Origin of the sequence: Cohnella fermenti (assembly GCF_004801405.1) — a bacterium.
Lineage (GTDB): Bacteria > Bacillota > Bacilli > Paenibacillales > Paenibacillaceae > Cohnella > Cohnella fermenti.
The window spans coordinates 37,899-52,864 of the sequence record NZ_SSOB01000038.1 but is presented as its reverse complement, the minus strand read 5'-3'; the positions used below and the strand labels follow the sequence as shown (position 1 = coordinate 52,864).

Annotated in this window: 18 protein-coding genes; 3 read left to right on the top strand and 15 right to left on the bottom strand. The window is 59.4% G+C overall.

Translation table 11 applies throughout. The features are described from left to right. Positions 1-397: 397 nt before the first annotated feature. The 7 genes from tsaD to E6C55_RS24275 all read right to left on the bottom strand — a co-directional run bounded on the left by tsaD (position 398) and on the right by E6C55_RS24275 (position 4,785). Positions 398-1,438 carry a tRNA (adenosine(37)-N6)-threonylcarbamoyltransferase complex transferase subunit TsaD gene (gene tsaD, locus E6C55_RS24305; protein WP_136372421.1) on the bottom strand — a complete coding sequence of 347 codons (1,041 nt, stop codon included), beginning with the start codon at positions 1,436-1,438 and terminating at the stop codon, positions 398-400. Beyond that, positions 1,435-1,971 carry a ribosomal protein S18-alanine N-acetyltransferase gene (gene rimI, locus E6C55_RS24300; RefSeq protein ID WP_136372420.1) on the bottom strand — a complete coding sequence of 179 codons (537 nt, stop codon included), beginning with the start codon at positions 1,969-1,971 and terminating at the stop codon, positions 1,435-1,437. Before rimI ends, tsaD begins: the two co-directional genes overlap by 4 nt. Then, positions 1,968-2,810, bottom strand: coding sequence for a tRNA (adenosine(37)-N6)-threonylcarbamoyltransferase complex dimerization subunit type 1 TsaB (gene tsaB / locus E6C55_RS24295; RefSeq protein WP_230986839.1), 843 nt, complete (start codon positions 2,808-2,810; stop codon positions 1,968-1,970). Before tsaB ends, rimI begins: the two co-directional genes overlap by 4 nt. Next, positions 2,807-3,331 (bottom strand): tRNA (adenosine(37)-N6)-threonylcarbamoyltransferase complex ATPase subunit type 1 TsaE, encoded by a 525-nt coding sequence (gene tsaE, locus E6C55_RS24290; RefSeq protein WP_136372419.1) that lies wholly within the window; start codon positions 3,329-3,331, stop codon positions 2,807-2,809. The genes tsaB and tsaE overlap by 4 nt, the downstream gene beginning before the upstream one ends. Before the next feature lie 427 nt (positions 3,332-3,758). Continuing rightward, positions 3,759-4,322 carry an NAD(P)/FAD-dependent oxidoreductase gene (locus E6C55_RS24285; RefSeq protein WP_136372418.1) on the bottom strand — a complete coding sequence of 188 codons (564 nt, stop codon included), beginning with the start codon at positions 4,320-4,322 and terminating at the stop codon, positions 3,759-3,761. 120 nt (positions 4,323-4,442) lie between these two features. Continuing rightward, the gene (locus E6C55_RS24280; RefSeq protein ID WP_136372417.1) at positions 4,443-4,622 is read right to left on the bottom strand and encodes an H-type small acid-soluble spore protein; all 180 of its coding nucleotides are present in this window, start codon (positions 4,620-4,622) and stop codon (positions 4,443-4,445) included. Further along, the gene (locus tag E6C55_RS24275) at positions 4,600-4,785 is read right to left on the bottom strand and encodes a hypothetical protein (protein WP_136372416.1); all 186 of its coding nucleotides are present in this window, start codon (positions 4,783-4,785) and stop codon (positions 4,600-4,602) included. Before E6C55_RS24275 ends, E6C55_RS24280 begins: the two co-directional genes overlap by 23 nt. Positions 4,786-4,929: 144 nt before the next feature. On the opposite strand from E6C55_RS24275, the gene ku reads away from it, so the two are divergent. The 3 genes from ku to E6C55_RS24260 all read left to right on the top strand — a co-directional run bounded on the left by ku (position 4,930) and on the right by E6C55_RS24260 (position 7,455). Beyond that, positions 4,930-5,865: a non-homologous end joining protein Ku gene (ku, locus tag E6C55_RS24270; protein ID WP_136372415.1), complete on the top strand. Its 936-nt coding sequence runs from the start codon at positions 4,930-4,932 to the stop codon at positions 5,863-5,865. A gap of 199 nt (positions 5,866-6,064) precedes the next feature. Beyond that, positions 6,065-6,811 carry a CAP domain-containing protein gene (locus E6C55_RS24265; RefSeq protein ID WP_230986838.1) on the top strand — a complete coding sequence of 249 codons (747 nt, stop codon included), beginning with the start codon at positions 6,065-6,067 and terminating at the stop codon, positions 6,809-6,811. 212 nt (positions 6,812-7,023) lie between these two features. Further along, positions 7,024-7,455, top strand: coding sequence for a hypothetical protein (locus E6C55_RS24260; RefSeq protein WP_136372414.1), 432 nt, complete (start codon positions 7,024-7,026; stop codon positions 7,453-7,455). A 68-nt stretch (positions 7,456-7,523) separates the two neighbouring features. Here the strand turns inward: E6C55_RS24260 and E6C55_RS24255 are convergent, their stop codons facing one another. The 8 genes from E6C55_RS24255 to E6C55_RS24220 form a co-directional block, all read right to left on the bottom strand. After that, positions 7,524-8,258: a tyrosine-protein phosphatase gene (locus E6C55_RS24255; protein WP_136372413.1), complete on the bottom strand. Its 735-nt coding sequence runs from the start codon at positions 8,256-8,258 to the stop codon at positions 7,524-7,526. A 1-nt stretch (position 8,259) separates the two neighbouring features. Further along, positions 8,260-9,096, bottom strand: a complete 837-nt coding sequence (locus tag E6C55_RS24250) for a carbohydrate ABC transporter permease (RefSeq protein ID WP_136372412.1) — start codon at positions 9,094-9,096, stop codon at positions 8,260-8,262. 16 nt (positions 9,097-9,112) lie between these two features. Continuing rightward, entirely contained in the window at positions 9,113-10,087 is a 975-nt protein-coding gene (locus E6C55_RS24245) for a carbohydrate ABC transporter permease (RefSeq protein WP_136372411.1), read from the bottom strand. Positions 10,088-10,175: 88 nt separating this feature from the next. Continuing rightward, the gene (locus E6C55_RS24240) at positions 10,176-11,555 is read right to left on the bottom strand and encodes an ABC transporter substrate-binding protein (RefSeq protein ID WP_136372410.1); all 1,380 of its coding nucleotides are present in this window, start codon (positions 11,553-11,555) and stop codon (positions 10,176-10,178) included. 82 nt (positions 11,556-11,637) lie between these two features. After that, on the bottom strand, positions 11,638-12,501 hold the full coding sequence (locus E6C55_RS24235; RefSeq protein WP_168735856.1) for a metallophosphoesterase family protein: 864 nt from the start codon (positions 12,499-12,501) through the stop codon (positions 11,638-11,640). 7 nt (positions 12,502-12,508) lie between these two features. Next, the gene (locus E6C55_RS24230; protein ID WP_136372408.1) at positions 12,509-13,504 is read right to left on the bottom strand and encodes a metallophosphoesterase family protein; all 996 of its coding nucleotides are present in this window, start codon (positions 13,502-13,504) and stop codon (positions 12,509-12,511) included. 480 nt (positions 13,505-13,984) lie between these two features. After that, the gene (locus tag E6C55_RS24225) at positions 13,985-14,665 is read right to left on the bottom strand and encodes a GntR family transcriptional regulator (protein WP_136372407.1); all 681 of its coding nucleotides are present in this window, start codon (positions 14,663-14,665) and stop codon (positions 13,985-13,987) included. A 42-nt stretch (positions 14,666-14,707) separates the two neighbouring features. Further along, entirely contained in the window at positions 14,708-14,923 is a 216-nt protein-coding gene (locus tag E6C55_RS24220) for a hypothetical protein (protein WP_136372406.1), read from the bottom strand. Between the last annotated feature and the right edge of the window lie 43 nt (positions 14,924-14,966).

Sequence of the window (14,966 nt, the reverse complement as noted above, 5' to 3'; positions counted from 1 at the left end):
TGCGGCCGGGTCTGCGTGTTGGGCGGGCGAATGCGCGGTTGGCTCGTGGGGACTTCAAGGCCCGATTCGAAGAAATGAATGTGAAATTTCGCATATATTCGCGGTCGCGGGGCCTCAGACGGCACAATGAATGTGAAATTTCGCATATATTCGCGGTCGCGGGGCCTCAGACGGCACAATGAATGCGAAATTTCGCATATATTCGCGGTTGCGGGGCCTCTGGCGGCATAACGAATGTGAAATTTCGCATATATTCGCGGTTGCGGAGCCTCTGGCGGCATAAGGAATACGTGAGGATGGGAGTAAGCCGCACGCTTCAACTTCAAACAAACGCAAACTGGCGGCATCGAGAGAGAATCGCTTCTCTCTCGATGCCGCCAGCCCGCTGTAAACCTGCTCAATCCATCGTCGCCGCTCCGACCGACCACTGTTCCAGCGACAACTGCGCCTCCGCCTTCAGGTCGAGCGTGTCGAATTGTCCGCATCTCCACTTCAGATCGGCGGCGGCGGCGATCATAGCCGCATTGTCGGTACAAAGTTTGAGAGGCGGCACGAGCAGCGGCAGCGCCGCCTCCGCGCATAGTTCGGTCAGCCGCGCACGGATGCCCTTGTTCGCCGCGACACCGCCGCACAGGAGCAATTGGCTCGCGCCGAATTCTCGAGCGGCCCTCATCGCCTTCGTCGTCACGACGTCGATGACGGATTCTTGGAATCCGCGGGCAAGCGCATGGGCGCGGATCGGCTCGCCCTTCATGTTCGCGCGGTTGATCTCCGCGAGCACGGCCGACTTCAGCCCGCTGAAGCTGAAGTCGTACGAATCCGGCTCCAGCCACGCGCGGGGAAGCTCGATGGCGTCCTCGGCCTCCTGCGCCATCCGGTCTACATGCGGTCCGCCCGGATAGGGAAGGGACAAGGCGCGTGCGACCTTGTCGTAAGCTTCGCCGACCGCATCGTCTCTCGTACGGCCGACGATGCGGAAGCGGCCTTCCGCTTCGAGCAGCACGAGCTCGGTGTGCCCGCCCGAGACGACAAGGGCAAGCGCCGGGTACCGAATCTCGCCGATCAGTCGATTGGCGTAGATGTGCCCGGCGATATGGTGCGTGCCGATCAGCGGCACGTCCAAGGCGAGCGCCAGGCTCTTCGCCGCAACGACGCCGACGAGCAGCGCGCCGACGAGGCCGGGGCCTTGCGTCACCGCCACGGCGTCGATCCGATCCGGGCCGACGCCCGCTTCGGCCAGCGCTTCCTCAAGAATGACCGTAATGCTCTCGACGTGTTTGCGCGAGGCGATCTCCGGCACGACTCCGCCGAAGCGGCGATGCGTGTCGATCTGGCTCGACACGACGTTCGACAACACCTCGGTTCCGTTCTTGACAACCGCAACGGATGTCTCGTCGCAGCTCGTCTCGATGGCTAGGATATGATAAGGACTGTTCATGCTTGTTCTCCTTCTGCAGTTCCTTGGGCGATCCCCATCTCCCGAATCCATACCTCCGGTTCGAGATCCGCCCACATGATCAGCGCGTCCTCCATGTTGTCGGAGTAGTAGCCGGGCCGGATGCCGGACGGCTCGAAGCCGAACTTGCGATACAGCTTCTGGGCGATCTCGTTCGACACGCGCACCTCGAGCGTCATTCGCTTCGCGCCCATCCAATGCGCGGTCTTCATCATCTCGCCCAGCAGCAGCTTTCCGAGCCCTTGCCCCTGGAAGCGTTCGCGGATCGCGATGTTGGTGACGTGAGCCTCGTCGACGATCAGCCACATTCCGCCGTAGCCGAGAATGTCTCCGGCCTGCTCCATCACCATATACCGCGCGAACAGGTTCTGCTTCAGCTCGTTATGGAACGCCTCGGCGGTCCACGGAGCCGCGAATGCCTCCTGCTCGATCGCCACGATGGCGTCGATATCCTCTATTCTCATGCTGCGGAATTCCAGCGTCTCGCGACGCACGATCGGACCCGGCCGGCTCATCTCGCACTCTCCGTTCTCGCTGCGTTCAGCTTCGCTTCGGCTTCCGTCAGTTGCGTGTAGTTCGGCGCGAAGCCGTGAACGTCATCCGCCTCTCCGCGCAGGAAGCGCCGCTCGGCCAGCAGGCCGACAGCCGCGGCGTCGAGCAGCCACGCCGCCTCGCGGCAAACCGATCGGACCGCCGAAGCAGAAGCTCCCTGCGAAGCGACCGCGATCCGTCCTTCGCCGCCAAGCAGCTTGGCCGTCAGCTCGCCCGTCTCGCTGAGGAACCAAATCTCTCGCGGCGTTTGGCCGGGATCGGCCGCCAGCCGTTCCTCCAGGCTCTCGAACCAATTCTCGAACAAGCGGATTCCGTCCGCTTCCTCCCGGCGCCACTCGCCGTCCGCAGCCGCCGAGAAGCAGGCGCAATACGCTTGTCCCCGACGCGCATCCATCAGAGGAACAATCCAGACCTTCCCGGCGTCGGCTCGCGCCGCCGAAGCTGTCGCAAGCCGCTCCCGCCAGAACCCGTATGCCATCGCTTCCAGACTCGAGACGCCGACGAGCGGCTTGCCCCAGATCCAGGCAAGCGTCTTCGCGGCTGTAACCGCAATGCGCACGCCGGTGTACGAGCCGGGGCCTTGTCCAACCGCGACGATGCCGATGTCAGCAGCCGGCACAGCGCATTCTTCCATCAGCTCCTTCATCCGGGAGCTGACATAAACGGAATGGTTGCGTTCCGCAAGCGATTGGGAGCGGCCAACGATCTCCCCGCCGCGTGTGATCGCCACGGCAAGCATCGCCGTCGACGTATCGAGCGCGAGCGTCGCGAATTTCTTGTCCGAACTCGAACCCATCTTCATCGTGCCGCTTCCCCTCTTTTCCTCTCCGTCATGCCGAGCTGTCGGCACCACGACTCGTAGCGTTCCCCCCGGGGCGTGAATACGAACCTTCTCTCCTCCGGTCCGAGCGTGCCGATATGAACGTCCAGCCGCTCCGCCGGCAGCAGCGGGACAATCAACGACGCCCATTCGACCAGCGAGACGCCTTCCCCTTCGAAGTATTCGTCCAATCCAAGCTCATCCGCCTCTTCCTGCGAGAGACGATATACATCCATATGATAGAGAGGCAGCCGCCCCTCGTCGTATTCCTTGATGATCGTGAAGGTGGGGCTGTTCACAACGCCGCGAACGCCAAGACCCGCCGCGAACGCTTGGGAGAACCTCGTCTTGCCCGCTCCCAGATCGCCGTCGAGCGCGATCATCGTTCCCGGGAAGGCCAGAGCGGCCAGCCTCTCGGCAAGCCGGACCGTGTCCGCCTCGCTCCTCGCTTCCCACTCGTAGACGCGCCTGTCGCCGCCTCCGATCCGAACTTCATCCGACATTCCGCCATTCCTCCGCATCCCTGTACATCCCTGTACCCTGCTCCGAGGCAGCAGTCCCCGAACCCCCGCCGCGAATACAGAAAATCCGCGGACGGACGGGAAGCCGTCCAAGCGCGGATGAGCGCGGTCGCAATCGGAAGAGTTGTCGAGACTCCGCCCAGCATGTTGTGCCCTTAATTATATCGGCATGACCCGGAACATGCAAAAGAGTTATCGAATTTATTCGCCTCTAAACAATTTGTTCCGCCTCTAAATTTATTCCGCCCTGACCTTTATTCATTCGTCGTCCCATTCGTCGTCCCATTCGTCGTCCCTTCGGATCGTTCCTCCTTGCAGCACGGCGCAGCGGCTGCCCCTTGAGAACAATAAAATAAAGACGAGCGGGGACATGCCCGCATCGTCTCGGTGTCTCAATCGAATAAAGGATTTACGACTTCAGCATGTCATGGTCGACGTAACGCGTCCCGTTCAGCTCGCTGATCAGGTTGATGGCCACCTTGGCTCCGTCGCCCGCCGTGATGATCGTGTGCATGCTGACTCCGGCAATCGTGCCAGCCGCCCAGACGTTCGCCACATTCGTCTTGCCTTCCGGAGAGGCGTCAATAATCGTCTTGATCCTCGGCTCGGTGCCTGGCTTCGTCTCAATGCCGCTCGCTTCCGCAAGATCCGCGAACATGCCCGTTGCGATGACGACGTGAGCCGCCTCGTAGGAGCCGTTCTCGGTCTCGACCGTCAGCGAGCCTTCGCCCGCCGTCAGCTTGGTCGCCTTGGCTTGAACGTATTCGGCACCGAACTTCTGGGCTTGCTTCTTGCCCGTCTCGACGAGATCGGGGCCCGAGATGCCGGGAGCGCCGTAGTGGTTGTCCAGCCATGCGCGCCTCGTTACGCTCTGATCGCTGTCGAGAACAAGCGTCTTCTTGCCGGCCTTCGCCGTGAACAGCGCAGCGCTCGACCCGGCAGGGCCGCCTCCGATAATGACTACATCATACATTCCTTCATCTCTCCCTTCGAATGATGGCATCTTCTTGATTATACCATCTCTGCGGAAAAGAAGGTCAAGCGAGTCACAAGATCAAGCGGCGTCAGCCCATCATTCTGTTAACGATTCCGATCAATGTTCCGTCAATCGTTCGACCGACACGGTCTTCGTATTCGTCGGCTTCGCCCCGACCTGCACCGTCGCCATTCCGTTCGCATCGTCGACGTTCTCGATCCAGACGGGCTCCCCGTCCAGTTGCACCGCGATCGTATCCTTGGAAGCGTAAATCTCAGCCGCCCGCTTGCTGTTCACCGTGCACCCCTCCTTCCAGCGTATCCGTCGTCGATGCGCCGATATGCCCGTTGTGCATCGTCACTTGACCGCCGCCAAGCCCTTCGTTGACCATTCGGTCGATATCCATGTCGAACTGTTCCTTGCCTTCGTACAGAACGTCTTGCTCGCCCGGCTTGGCCATCGCTTCCCGGTCTCCTTCCGTCGGTATCGTAGTCATGCCATGCACAATATGCCCGCTGCGGGTTAGCTCCATTCATTCCGGGAACGCTAAGAGCACGGAACGAACGACAATCCGAGATCCCCCGGAGAGGAGTGCTGCTTAGGTATGCATACGGTCTGGAAAGGCGCCATCAGCTTCGGCCTCGTTCATGTCCCCGTCAAGATGTTCGCCGCTACGGAGGACAAGGACATTCATCTTCGCATGATTCATCGGGAATGCGGCACCCCCATCACGAATGTGAGAAGCTGCCCGCATTGCGACAGGAAGGTCGAATGGGAAGAGATATCCAAGGGCTACGAGTATGAAAAGGGGAGGTTCGTGCTCTTCGACGAGGAGGAGCTGGAAGCGGCCAAGCCGGAGAATACGCGTACGATCCAGATTCTGGACTTCGTCTCGCTGGAGGAGATCGATCCGCTCTACTATCAGAAGACATACTACCTGTCGCCCGATCAGGCGGGAGGCGGTGCCTACGGACTGCTGCTGGAAGCGATGCGGCAGAGCGGGCGGATCGGCATCGCCAAGATAGCGATCCGCAGCAAGAGCAGCCTCGCCGTCATTCGAGCGATCGACAACTGCCTCTGCATCGAGACGATGTTCTATCCGGACGAGATTCGGCCGATCTCGGGAGTGCCCAATCTGCCAGCCGCCGGCGAAGCGAAGGTGAACGAACGCGAGCTGGCGATGGCGAAGCTGCTGATCGACCAGCTCACAACGCCGTTCGATCCGGCGAAGTACACGGACGACTATCGTGTCGCGCTGCTGAATGCGATCGAACGCAAGATCGCCGGCGAAGGCATCGATGTCGTCGCGTCCCCGGCCGCCGAGCGAACGAACGTAATCGACCTGATGGCCGCGCTTCAAGCCAGCCTCGAGGCGGTGAAGCCTGGAGCCGAAGGAGAGGCGGCAGCCGCCCCTTCAACCGCCGGCAAGAAGACAAGCGGAACCTCGCGCAAGAAGCCGTCCGTCCGTTCTTCCGCGAAGAAGGCTGCGGCCGGGGCGGAGAATCCGGGCGGTGCACCGGGAGCCGGCAAGCAACCTTAAAGGAAGCTTAAATGTGAGAGGATCTTCACCAAGCCAATTTTTTAGCAGTGCAATTCCTTGGAACGGCTGTTAGACTGGAGTCATTCCAAGCCGAAGCCAAGCCTTAGCGCATGGCACGAGGGGCGATTGACTCTTCCTTCGGAAGAAGCGCCGCTGCGGCGCTCCACCTCGCAGGCTGCAACCAAGGGAGGAATCTTCATTGTTAAAGAATAAACGTCTTGGCAAGCTGGTCCTATCCGGTTCTCTGGTTCTTGCACTGTCCATCCCTGCTGCCGTCGGTTCGGCCTCGGCCGCATCCGCGTCGGGCGGCAATGCCGCAACGACAACCGCCTATTCTGCGAACTTCTCCTGGTCGCAATTGGCCAGCCAATACGGGATCGACCTGAATTCGATCTTTAAGCAGATTCAGGGAGGCAATTGGAGCAATGGCTCGACAAGCGGCAATTACGGCTCCGGCAGCTCGGGCTCCGGTTCGCAATCGGGCAACTCGGGTTCGTCCGGTTCGAACTCCGGCTCCGGGAACACAGGCTCGGGCAGCAACGGCTCCGGCAGCTCGGATTCCGGTTCGACCGCCGCTCAATCGGATTATGCCGCTCAAGTCGTCTCTCTCGTGAATGAGCAGCGTGCAGCGGCCGGCCTCGGCGCTCTGACGACGGATACCAAGCTGACGCAAGTCGCTCTTGCCAAGGCCAAGGATATGTACAACAACAATTACTTCGATCACACTTCGCCAACGTACGGCTCGCCGTTCGATATGATGAAGCAATTCGGCGTCAGCTACAGCTACGCCGGCGAGAACATCGCCAAGGGGCAGCAGAATCCGGAAGCGGTCATGACCGCTTGGATGAACAGCTCCGGCCACAAGGCCAACATTCTCGGCAGCAATTACACCTCGATCGGCGTCGCTTACTACAACGGCGTCTGGGTGCAGGAATTCACAGGCTGATTCGCGATCGGATCACAACCGGGGGAGCCAGCGGCTTCCCCGGTTTTTCCATGCTTCCTCCTCCCCTCCGATACAACTTGTCAGCTACCAAAAATACCATTTTTATAGTAATCTATTGTCATGCACGAAGCTGAATGCGCCAAACGACCCTCGACCACCGGTCACCGGCGAAGCTTGCCTGCGAATAATTTGACGAGGGGAGCCAGATCGGAATGAGTGAACAACGGAGCGGTCAAATGAACGAACAGCTATTGCAGCAAATTCTTCAAGAAGTGAAGGGCATTAAAACCGATGTAGCCGAGATTAAAGAGGACGTTGCTGTTCTCAAGCAAGATGTTGCTGTCCTTAAGCAAGATGTTGCTGTCCTTAAGCAAGATGTCGACGTCCTGAAGCGAGATTTCGCCGGGATGAAGGCGGAGCAAGAGGACATGAAGGTCCGCATCGGCAACATCGAGAAGGACACCGCGCTGATCCCATCGATGCAGCAAGCGATACAAGAGACGCAGCAAGCGGTGCTGGAGACGCAGGAGACGACGAAGCGCATCGAGACCAAGCAAGACAAGCAGGATGCGGCGCTCACTACCCTCTCAAGACGCTCAATCGATCTGGAAACAGAATTCAATCGGATCAAGCAAGCGAAATAACGTCATTAACGTCAAGCCTCCCCGATCGTCGACCTACCGATCAGGGAGGCTTTTTTGGGGCCGTTCGCTTATCCCAACAGCTTGCCCAGCAGCGCCTCGATCTGTTCCTCTCCGAGCCCGATATGCCGCATGTAGGCAGCACCGCCGCCGTATTCGCTCTCCAGATGGTCGAGCATCATAACCATATTGGATGGCGCGCAGCCAAGCAGTTCCCGGGCCATCTCCTCCGGCACGACGTCCGGAATGCCCTTGCGCAGCTCGCCCAGAATCGGCGCGATGTTCGGGCCGGTCTGCTCGTAGTCGGCGACGATCGTCTCGCGGGAGACGCCGGCCAGCGACAGCAGCAGCCCCGCCAGCACGCCCGTCCGATCCTTCCCTGCCGAACAGTGGAACAGCGCTCCGCCATCCTTTTCCGCCAAGAGGTCGAGCACTTCCTTGAGAACGGGCTGCGCGTTGTCGAGCATGTCGACATACATATCGCCAAGGCAGCGAATGTCCCGGCGGGTCGTCGCTGCGGGGTTGATAAGGCTGATGTTGCGGTACGTCACAGCATCGGAATCGGCGAACACATTGCGGAACTCGCGCACCTCGTGCTCGTGCCGCAGATCGACTACAGTCCGAATACCCCGTCCGAGCAGCTCCTGCCGGTCTTGCTCCGTCAGCTTGTGCAAGCCGTCCGCGCGGAACAATCGCCCCCATTGCGTCGTCTTGCCGTTCGCGGCGCCGTAGCCTCCTAGATCCCGCACGTTGAAGGCGCCCTCCAAGGGAATTCGGCGTTCGATTGGCTCTGTTGTCGTTGTCATTTTAGCGCAGTCCGCCTTTCACGAAGGAATCGATAATTTGTCGTTGCAGAAGCAAATACAGAATAAGCACGGGCAGACTGGCGATCGTTGTTGCGGCCATAAGCGGCCCCCACAGGTTCATCTCGCTGGACATGAACATCTGCAGCCCCTTCTGGATCGTCGAATGCTCCATCTTCGTCGTCACGAGCAGCGGCCAGAAGTAGTCGTTCCAGGACGTGATGAACAGCAGAATGCCGATGGATGCGATGGACGCCTTCAGGTTCGGGAACACGGTGCGCCACAGGATGCTCCAATCCGATGCCCCGTCGAGCCGGGCCGCTTCGATGAGCGCCTTGGGGAAGCTCTTAAAAGCATTATACAATTGCATGACAGCAAAAGCCGAGACGATATTCGGAACGATCAGCCCCGTCAGCGTGTCCCTCCAACCGAAGTTGCTGATCACAACGTAGTTCGGAATCATGATAACCTGGAACGGGACGAGCCAGGTCAAGCCGATGAGGCCGTAAATCAGGCTGCTGCCGCGGAAGTCCCAACGGGTGAACGCATAAGCCGCGAGTATGCTGGTGACTACCTGGCAGATCGTCTGCAGAAGCGATACCCCGATCGAATTGCCGAGCATGCGGGCCATCGGGATGCTGTCCCACGCCATCTTGTAGTGATCGAACGTCCAATGGTGCGGCAGCAGGCTGGCATTAAAGATTTCTCCCTCCGACTTCAGGGAAGTGACGATCATCCAATACAGGGGGAAAATAGCCAGGAAACTGAGAGCGACGAGAACGGCGTGCTTCGAGATTGTCGAGGCGCTGAGCTTGTTCCTTCTTGCGGAAGTTAGGTGCATGAGGAGTCCTCCCCTTCTAATCGTCGAAGAATGACAGCTTGCGGGTCAGCTTCATGAACCCGAGAGCGATGATGCCGAAGCCGATGAAGATGAGCACCGCCGCGGCCGAACTCCAGCCGACGGAGAACGTCTGGAAGCCGTACTTCCAGAGCAGGTAGTAGATGTTCGTCGTCGAGCCCAGCGGTCCGCCCTGCGTCAGCACATTCACGTAGGAGAAGCTCCATTCGGAAGCGAACAGCGTGCTGAGCATCGTCATGAACAGAATCGTCGGCGACAAGAGCGGAAGGGTAATATGGCGAACGATCTGCCAGCGGGACGCCCGATCGATCTTGGCAGCTTCGTAATATTCGCGATTGATTCCCGTCATGGCGGCAGAGAAGATAAGGGTGCTGAAGCCGATCAGCTTCCAGCCGGTAATGAACGTGATCGACCAGATCGCCCACTTCGCGTCGGAGAAGAAGCGAATCGGCTCGGCGAGTCCGAACCACGACTGCAGCGTCTGGTTCAGAATGCCGTTGGTCGGGTGCATGATCCAACGCCATACGGAGGAGACGGCGACAGGAGCCATGATCATCGGGAGGAAAATAAGGGCGCGGTACATATTCTTGGAACGCTTGCCGATGTTGTCGGTCATGATGGCAATAGCGATCGGAATGATAAGCGCGAACGGAATAACTCCGACCGTGTAGATCAGCGTGTTAAGCAAGGCGGTGCCCATCTCGGGCAAGGTGACGATATTCCGGAAGTTCTTCATCCCGACGTACTTCTCGGCGGAGGTCGGCAGCAGATTCCACTCGTAGAAGCTTAAGCGGAACGTCTGGATGAGCGGACGATATATCCAATAGGCAATGGACAGCATAACCGGCAGCAGGTACAGGTACGGCTTGAGCTTGGCTAATCGGACGGGCAGAGCCTGGCGCTCCTTCTTCGCTCTCAGCTTCGCCTTCGGCTGGCTCAGCGTGCCGGTCGCCGCTGCGGAATCGTAATTCATCTGGTGTCATCCTCCTCTCGGGCTTAAACAGGACTTGAAGACAGAAGGCGAATCTTAGGGCCCTCTGTCTTCAAGCCGGGGGATTCGATTACGGCATCAGGTCTTGAGCGCGCTTCTGCGCATCCTGCATGATCTTGGACACGTCGTCCTTCGATTGGATGGCCTTCTGGACCGCCTCGAGCAAGATCGTCTCGATCTGGTACCAGTTGGAGCCCGGGTAGGATACCCACGGGGTCAGGCGTTCAAGCTGAGCGAGGTTCGGCTTGATCAGCGGGTTCTGCTCGACCCAATCCTTCAGATAAGCCGGATCTTCCACGATGGACGGACGGAGCGGCAGATAACCGATCTCGGACGTAATGATCGTATAGCCGCGTTCGCTTGTGACGAACTTCAGGAACTTCCAAGCGGCCTCCTGCTTCGCCTTGTCGTCGGAGAGAATAAACAGCGCGCTTCCGGAGTTGACCGGTGTCGTTGTTTTATCGCCGAAGGATGGCATCTGGGCGGCTTGCAGCTCCCAGCCGCCGGCTTGAGCCGCGCCGATAAACATGTTCTGCAGGGCGCTCGTGAACAGGATCATGCCGAGTTTGCCTTGCGTGAACGCTTCGATCGCTTCGCCGTCGTTCATCTTGCTGTTCGCGCCGCTTAGAACCATGTCCTGCCACATCTTGATCGCGTCTATCGCTTCGTTCGAGCCGAATTCGATCGTCGTGCGGTCGTCGGAGAGCACCTTGCCGCCGTTGCTTCCGATGATTGCCTGCACGAGCCAGTCGTTGCCGACCGATCCGCCGATATGAACGCCGGTCGTGCCGGTCGCATCCGCGATGGCCAGCGCGTCTTCCTTCACTTCCGCCCACGTCGTCGGAGGGAAAGCCGGGTCCAGCCCCGCCTTCTCGAACAAGCTCGAGTTGTAGAACAGGACCGGTGTGCTGAACGTGAACGGCAGCCCGTACGTCTTGCCGTTCAGTTGTCCGAGCTTGAGGCCGTTCGGGTTGAAGCCTTCGAAGGCGGCGGCCAACTCGTCCGCCGGAACGATGTCTTCCAGCGGCTTGGCGCCGAAGTTGTTCGCAATGAAGTCGAGTCCGTCGAAGACAAGCTGCGCGACGTCCGGCGGGGAGCCGGCGGCGATGTCCGCTTGCACCTTCGCGTTGATGTCCGTGGAAGCAACCGGAATGCCTTCGATCGTAATGTTCGGGTTCTCCGCCTCGAACTCGTCGATCAGCTTCTGCGTGCCTTCCTTCTGCCCTGCCGTCGCAAGGTTGTAGCTGTAAAATTTGATCGTGACTTTCTCATCGGATGAGGAGGACGAGGAGGATGAAGGGGACGCTGCAGCGCCGGCTGCATTAGCGCTGGCCGAGCTCTCCGTTGCCGCATTCGAAGCGTTGCTGCCGGTTCCGCTGTTGCCGCAGGCCGTCAAGGCCAGCAAGGACAGAGACAGCGCGGAGGCTGCCCATACTTTGAAGGTTGCCATTGTTTTTCTAACCTCTCCCTTTTCTTGATCGATTGCCCGATCGATTGCCTTCCTGACGAATCGCTGTGGCGAATGGAATGAATTACGCGTGGGCCGGATGCTTCGCCATGTCCCATTCGAACACCATGCGATGTTCTCCGGGCAGGTAACGGGGCTGGACCGCAATCTCCCCGTCCTTGACGCATACAAGATTGTAGCCGCTGTTGTCGAGGAAGCGCATCGTGGAGGGGTCCGTCGAATCCAGGCCGAACGCAACGCCGGTCGCCGCGAAGCTCGGAATTCCCGCAACGACGCCGATATTGTGGAAGTGAATATGGCCGGACAGCAGGGCGATGACGTCGGTTCCTCTCAGCGCTTCAACCAGTTCGCCGCTGTTGAGCAGGAGGTGGCTGTCCATGAGGGCGGTCGGGGTCGGGTTCACCGGGTGGTGAAGAACGACGACCGTGCCTTGCGGGGCAGGCTCGGCGAGCACGCTGGACAGCCACTTAAGCTGCTCCTCGTCGACTCGTCCGTCGTGCGAACCCGGAACTTGGGTGCTCAGCATGACGAAGCGGAGCCCTTCGTGAACGAAGCTGTAGTAATAGTTCGCTTCCGACGGCGCTTCCTCGAGGTAGCCCTCGCGGAACGGGGAGCGGAAGTCGTGGTTGCCGAGACCGACGTAGATCGGAACGCCGAGCTTCGCGGACTCCTCGTCCAGGAGCGCCTTCAGATGCTTATAGTCGTCGAGATCGCCGTCCTGCGTCAGATCCCCGCTGATCAGGACGAAGGCGGGCTTCGTCTTCAGCTCGCCGAGATCGGCGAAGGCGGTGCGCAGCTTCGCGGTCATGTCGATGCCGAAGAGCGGGTTGCCCTTGGCCGGCGCGTTGATGTGAATGTCGGTCAGATGCGCGAAGCAGATCGGCTCTGCGTTGATCGGGCTGTTCGTTGGTGTCGCCTCATTCGTCATCGTTCGCTCACTCCTTATCATGGTGGTGGGCCGTCGGCGGGTACTGCTCAATGTCGCCGATCCCGTCGAGATGAAGCACCCGGAAGCTCGGCTTGCCATCCGTTACCGTTACCCACAGCATCAGGTTCTCATCCCCGCGTCCATTGCCATGCGGGCTGGCTCCCGTGCGGCCGAGCTGAATGTAACGGCGATTATCCCGCTTCGTATATTCCATGCTGTGAAGATGACCGGAGAAAATCGCATATTCGCGACCCTCGAGCAGCTTCTCCAGCTTGGCGAAGGAGGCGTCTTCCGCCTTCCAGCCCGGACGGTGCATGCTGATGAATGTGATCTTCGCGTCTGCGTTGTCCGCCAGCACCTTCTCGAAGAACGCAAGCTGCCGTTCGCCGATCGCCAGCGTAATTTGCCCCATCTGCTTCAGTTGCTCCGGGCTCAGACCGGCGACGATCTCGTCATAGAACGCCTTCAGATGCTCGGAGGCCCGATCCGGCTCGCGTTTGACGCCTTCGGTCGCGCGCTTGATCATGCCGATAAACTCGTCCGAGAGCTCCTCGAACGGGTCTTCCGTGTTGACGATAAGGAAGAGCGAGTCTCCGGTGCGGAAGGCGTAATACTCATGGCCCTTGCGTTCGCTCCATACGTCCGCCATCGCTTGCGTCCCGAAGTCGTGATTGCCGATCGTCTGGAAGAAGGGCAGCCCCGTCCGCTCGATCCGGGCATCGATGTAATCCCATTCCTCATGAGCGGAAGCCGGGTCCCGCCAGTACCCTTCGATCAAGTCTCCTACGAACAGGACAAAATCCGGCTTCATGTCGCGCAGCACCTCAAGCCCTTGCTCGAATACTCCATCTATGGACATCCCGCAGCGGTCGCCCATGACCGCGAACGAATAGTCCCTGCCAAGCTGCTCGGGCAGCTTCCCGAACCACGGTCCCTTGTCCGTCCGGAACCTCTCGGCGTCCACGATCATCTCGAACGATCTGCGCTCTGTTTGAATACTCATACGGCTATCCCCTCTCGTAAGGAAACTTCCTACGAGATTTAGTATGCAGGTTGTATGTAAGTTGAATATTAGAGTACATGCTCAGTTGTGTAAAATGTGAACGCGGGGAGTCAGCAGCGAAATGTGAACATGACGAGGCGAGGAGGCGGAGAACGGAATGTGAACATGGCGAGGTACGGAACGGAACGTGAACGCTCGAATTCGGGCTGTCAGCATAGGAACGCCGAACGGTGGAGAGACGGTTAACGGCAGCGGACTCGCGGGGACACCCCGACCGCTTCGCAAGCGTTAGAGCTATACAAGACGCGCTGCCTCGCAGATTGGATGCGGTTGTTCATATACATTCGCTGCGAGGGGGCGCTTTGCGCGAAATGAATGTGGTTTGTAGCATAAAAACAGCCGGCCGATCGGGCCGGAGCGGCCGGAATGCGGCAGCCGCTCCCGCGTTCCCGGCCCGTGCGCCGCCGATCGGCGGCGCTTTCACATCATGCCGCGCAGCTTCATCTGCTCATAGGAGCTCGTGTAAATCTCGAGCACTGCGGACTTGGCCGTCGCCAGATCGCCCCGGCTGAGCGCCTCGTAGATAAGCCGGTTGGATTCCTGCGACTTATGCGGCTTGTATTGAGGGTACATCTTGCGGAACGAGACCATCTTGAACATGTACTTGCCGCGAATTTGCGAGAGTACCTTCATCATGTGGTCGTTGTGGATCGCGCCGACGATCGTCTCTCCGAAGGAGAAGGAATTGTCGTAATACGCCGGGATATCCATCGTTACCATCGCCTCTTCGGACTTGACCAGGTACTTGCCCAGAGCCTCGAGGTCGAGGGGCAACGCTCTTCGCCCGATCGTGTCGAGCGCATAGATCTGCAGCGAGATAAACGTCTCCAGCATCTCGCCGTATTCCCGGAAGGAGATATCCTTGACGAGGACTCCTCTGCCGCGAAGAGATTCCACGAAGCCTTCCGTCATCAGCAGGTTGATAGCCGCACGGATAGGGGTGCGGCTCATCTGCAACTGCTCGGCCAAGTCATTCTCGGAGAGCAGCGCGCCAGGCAGGTATTCCGCCGAGATAATTCGGCGCCGAAGCTCTTGATAAGCTCTCGATTCCAACGAAGAGGACATGTCGCTTACAATTCCTTTGCCATTGTTTGGTTCCATGTTAGCAAACTGGCCTCCGTTTGAAAAGCCTCCCTTATCCCGCTACCCTCCCGCCAGCCAGAGAATCGCGAAGCTGGCCGCTCCGCAAGCGAGCGCCAGCAGGCGGACAAGCCGAAGCCGTGCGCCGCGCGAAGGGCGTTGCGCCCGCAGCATTCGCCAGATCAGCCCAGGGTGAAGCGCAAGGAACCAAGCCGTTCCTGTCGCGAATATAAGCAGAAGCGCCAATCCCGTCGACCACGCCGACGAGGCGATACCCATGCCTATCTTCCTCCCGCACTCATGATGGAACTTGAATAAGGGT

What these genes read in the sequence shown, in the direction of transcription:
- E6C55_RS24250 (WP_136372412.1), bottom strand. Translation starts at nt 9,096, where the DNA reads ATGCACCTAACTTCCGCAAGAAGGAACAAGCTCAGCGCCTCGACAATC.
- E6C55_RS24220 (WP_136372406.1), bottom strand. Translation starts at nt 14,923, where the DNA reads ATGGGTATCGCCTCGTCGGCGTGGTCGACGGGATTGGCGCTTCTGCTT.
- tsaB (WP_230986839.1), bottom strand. Translation starts at nt 2,810, where the DNA reads ATGAAGATGGGTTCGAGTTCGGACAAGAAATTCGCGACGCTCGCGCTC.
- E6C55_RS24240 (WP_136372410.1), bottom strand. Translation starts at nt 11,555, where the DNA reads ATGGCAACCTTCAAAGTATGGGCAGCCTCCGCGCTGTCTCTGTCCTTG.
- tsaE (WP_136372419.1), bottom strand. Translation starts at nt 3,331, where the DNA reads ATGTCGGATGAAGTTCGGATCGGAGGCGGCGACAGGCGCGTCTACGAG.
- ku (WP_136372415.1), top strand. Translation starts at nt 4,930, where the DNA reads ATGCATACGGTCTGGAAAGGCGCCATCAGCTTCGGCCTCGTTCATGTC.
- E6C55_RS24225 (WP_136372407.1), bottom strand. Translation starts at nt 14,665, where the DNA reads ATGGAACCAAACAATGGCAAAGGAATTGTAAGCGACATGTCCTCTTCG.
- E6C55_RS24230 (WP_136372408.1), bottom strand. Translation starts at nt 13,504, where the DNA reads ATGAGTATTCAAACAGAGCGCAGATCGTTCGAGATGATCGTGGACGCC.
- E6C55_RS24235 (WP_168735856.1), bottom strand. Translation starts at nt 12,501, where the DNA reads ATGACGAATGAGGCGACACCAACGAACAGCCCGATCAACGCAGAGCCG.
- E6C55_RS24275 (WP_136372416.1), bottom strand. Translation starts at nt 4,785, where the DNA reads ATGGCCAAGCCGGGCGAGCAAGACGTTCTGTACGAAGGCAAGGAACAG.
- E6C55_RS24255 (WP_136372413.1), bottom strand. Translation starts at nt 8,258, where the DNA reads ATGACAACGACAACAGAGCCAATCGAACGCCGAATTCCCTTGGAGGGC.
- E6C55_RS24245 (WP_136372411.1), bottom strand. Translation starts at nt 10,087, where the DNA reads ATGAATTACGATTCCGCAGCGGCGACCGGCACGCTGAGCCAGCCGAAG.
- rimI (WP_136372420.1), bottom strand. Translation starts at nt 1,971, where the DNA reads ATGAGCCGGCCGGGTCCGATCGTGCGTCGCGAGACGCTGGAATTCCGC.
- tsaD (WP_136372421.1), bottom strand. Translation starts at nt 1,438, where the DNA reads ATGAACAGTCCTTATCATATCCTAGCCATCGAGACGAGCTGCGACGAG.
- E6C55_RS24260 (WP_136372414.1), top strand. Translation starts at nt 7,024, where the DNA reads ATGAGTGAACAACGGAGCGGTCAAATGAACGAACAGCTATTGCAGCAA.
- E6C55_RS24285 (WP_136372418.1), bottom strand. Translation starts at nt 4,322, where the DNA reads ATGTATGATGTAGTCATTATCGGAGGCGGCCCTGCCGGGTCGAGCGCT.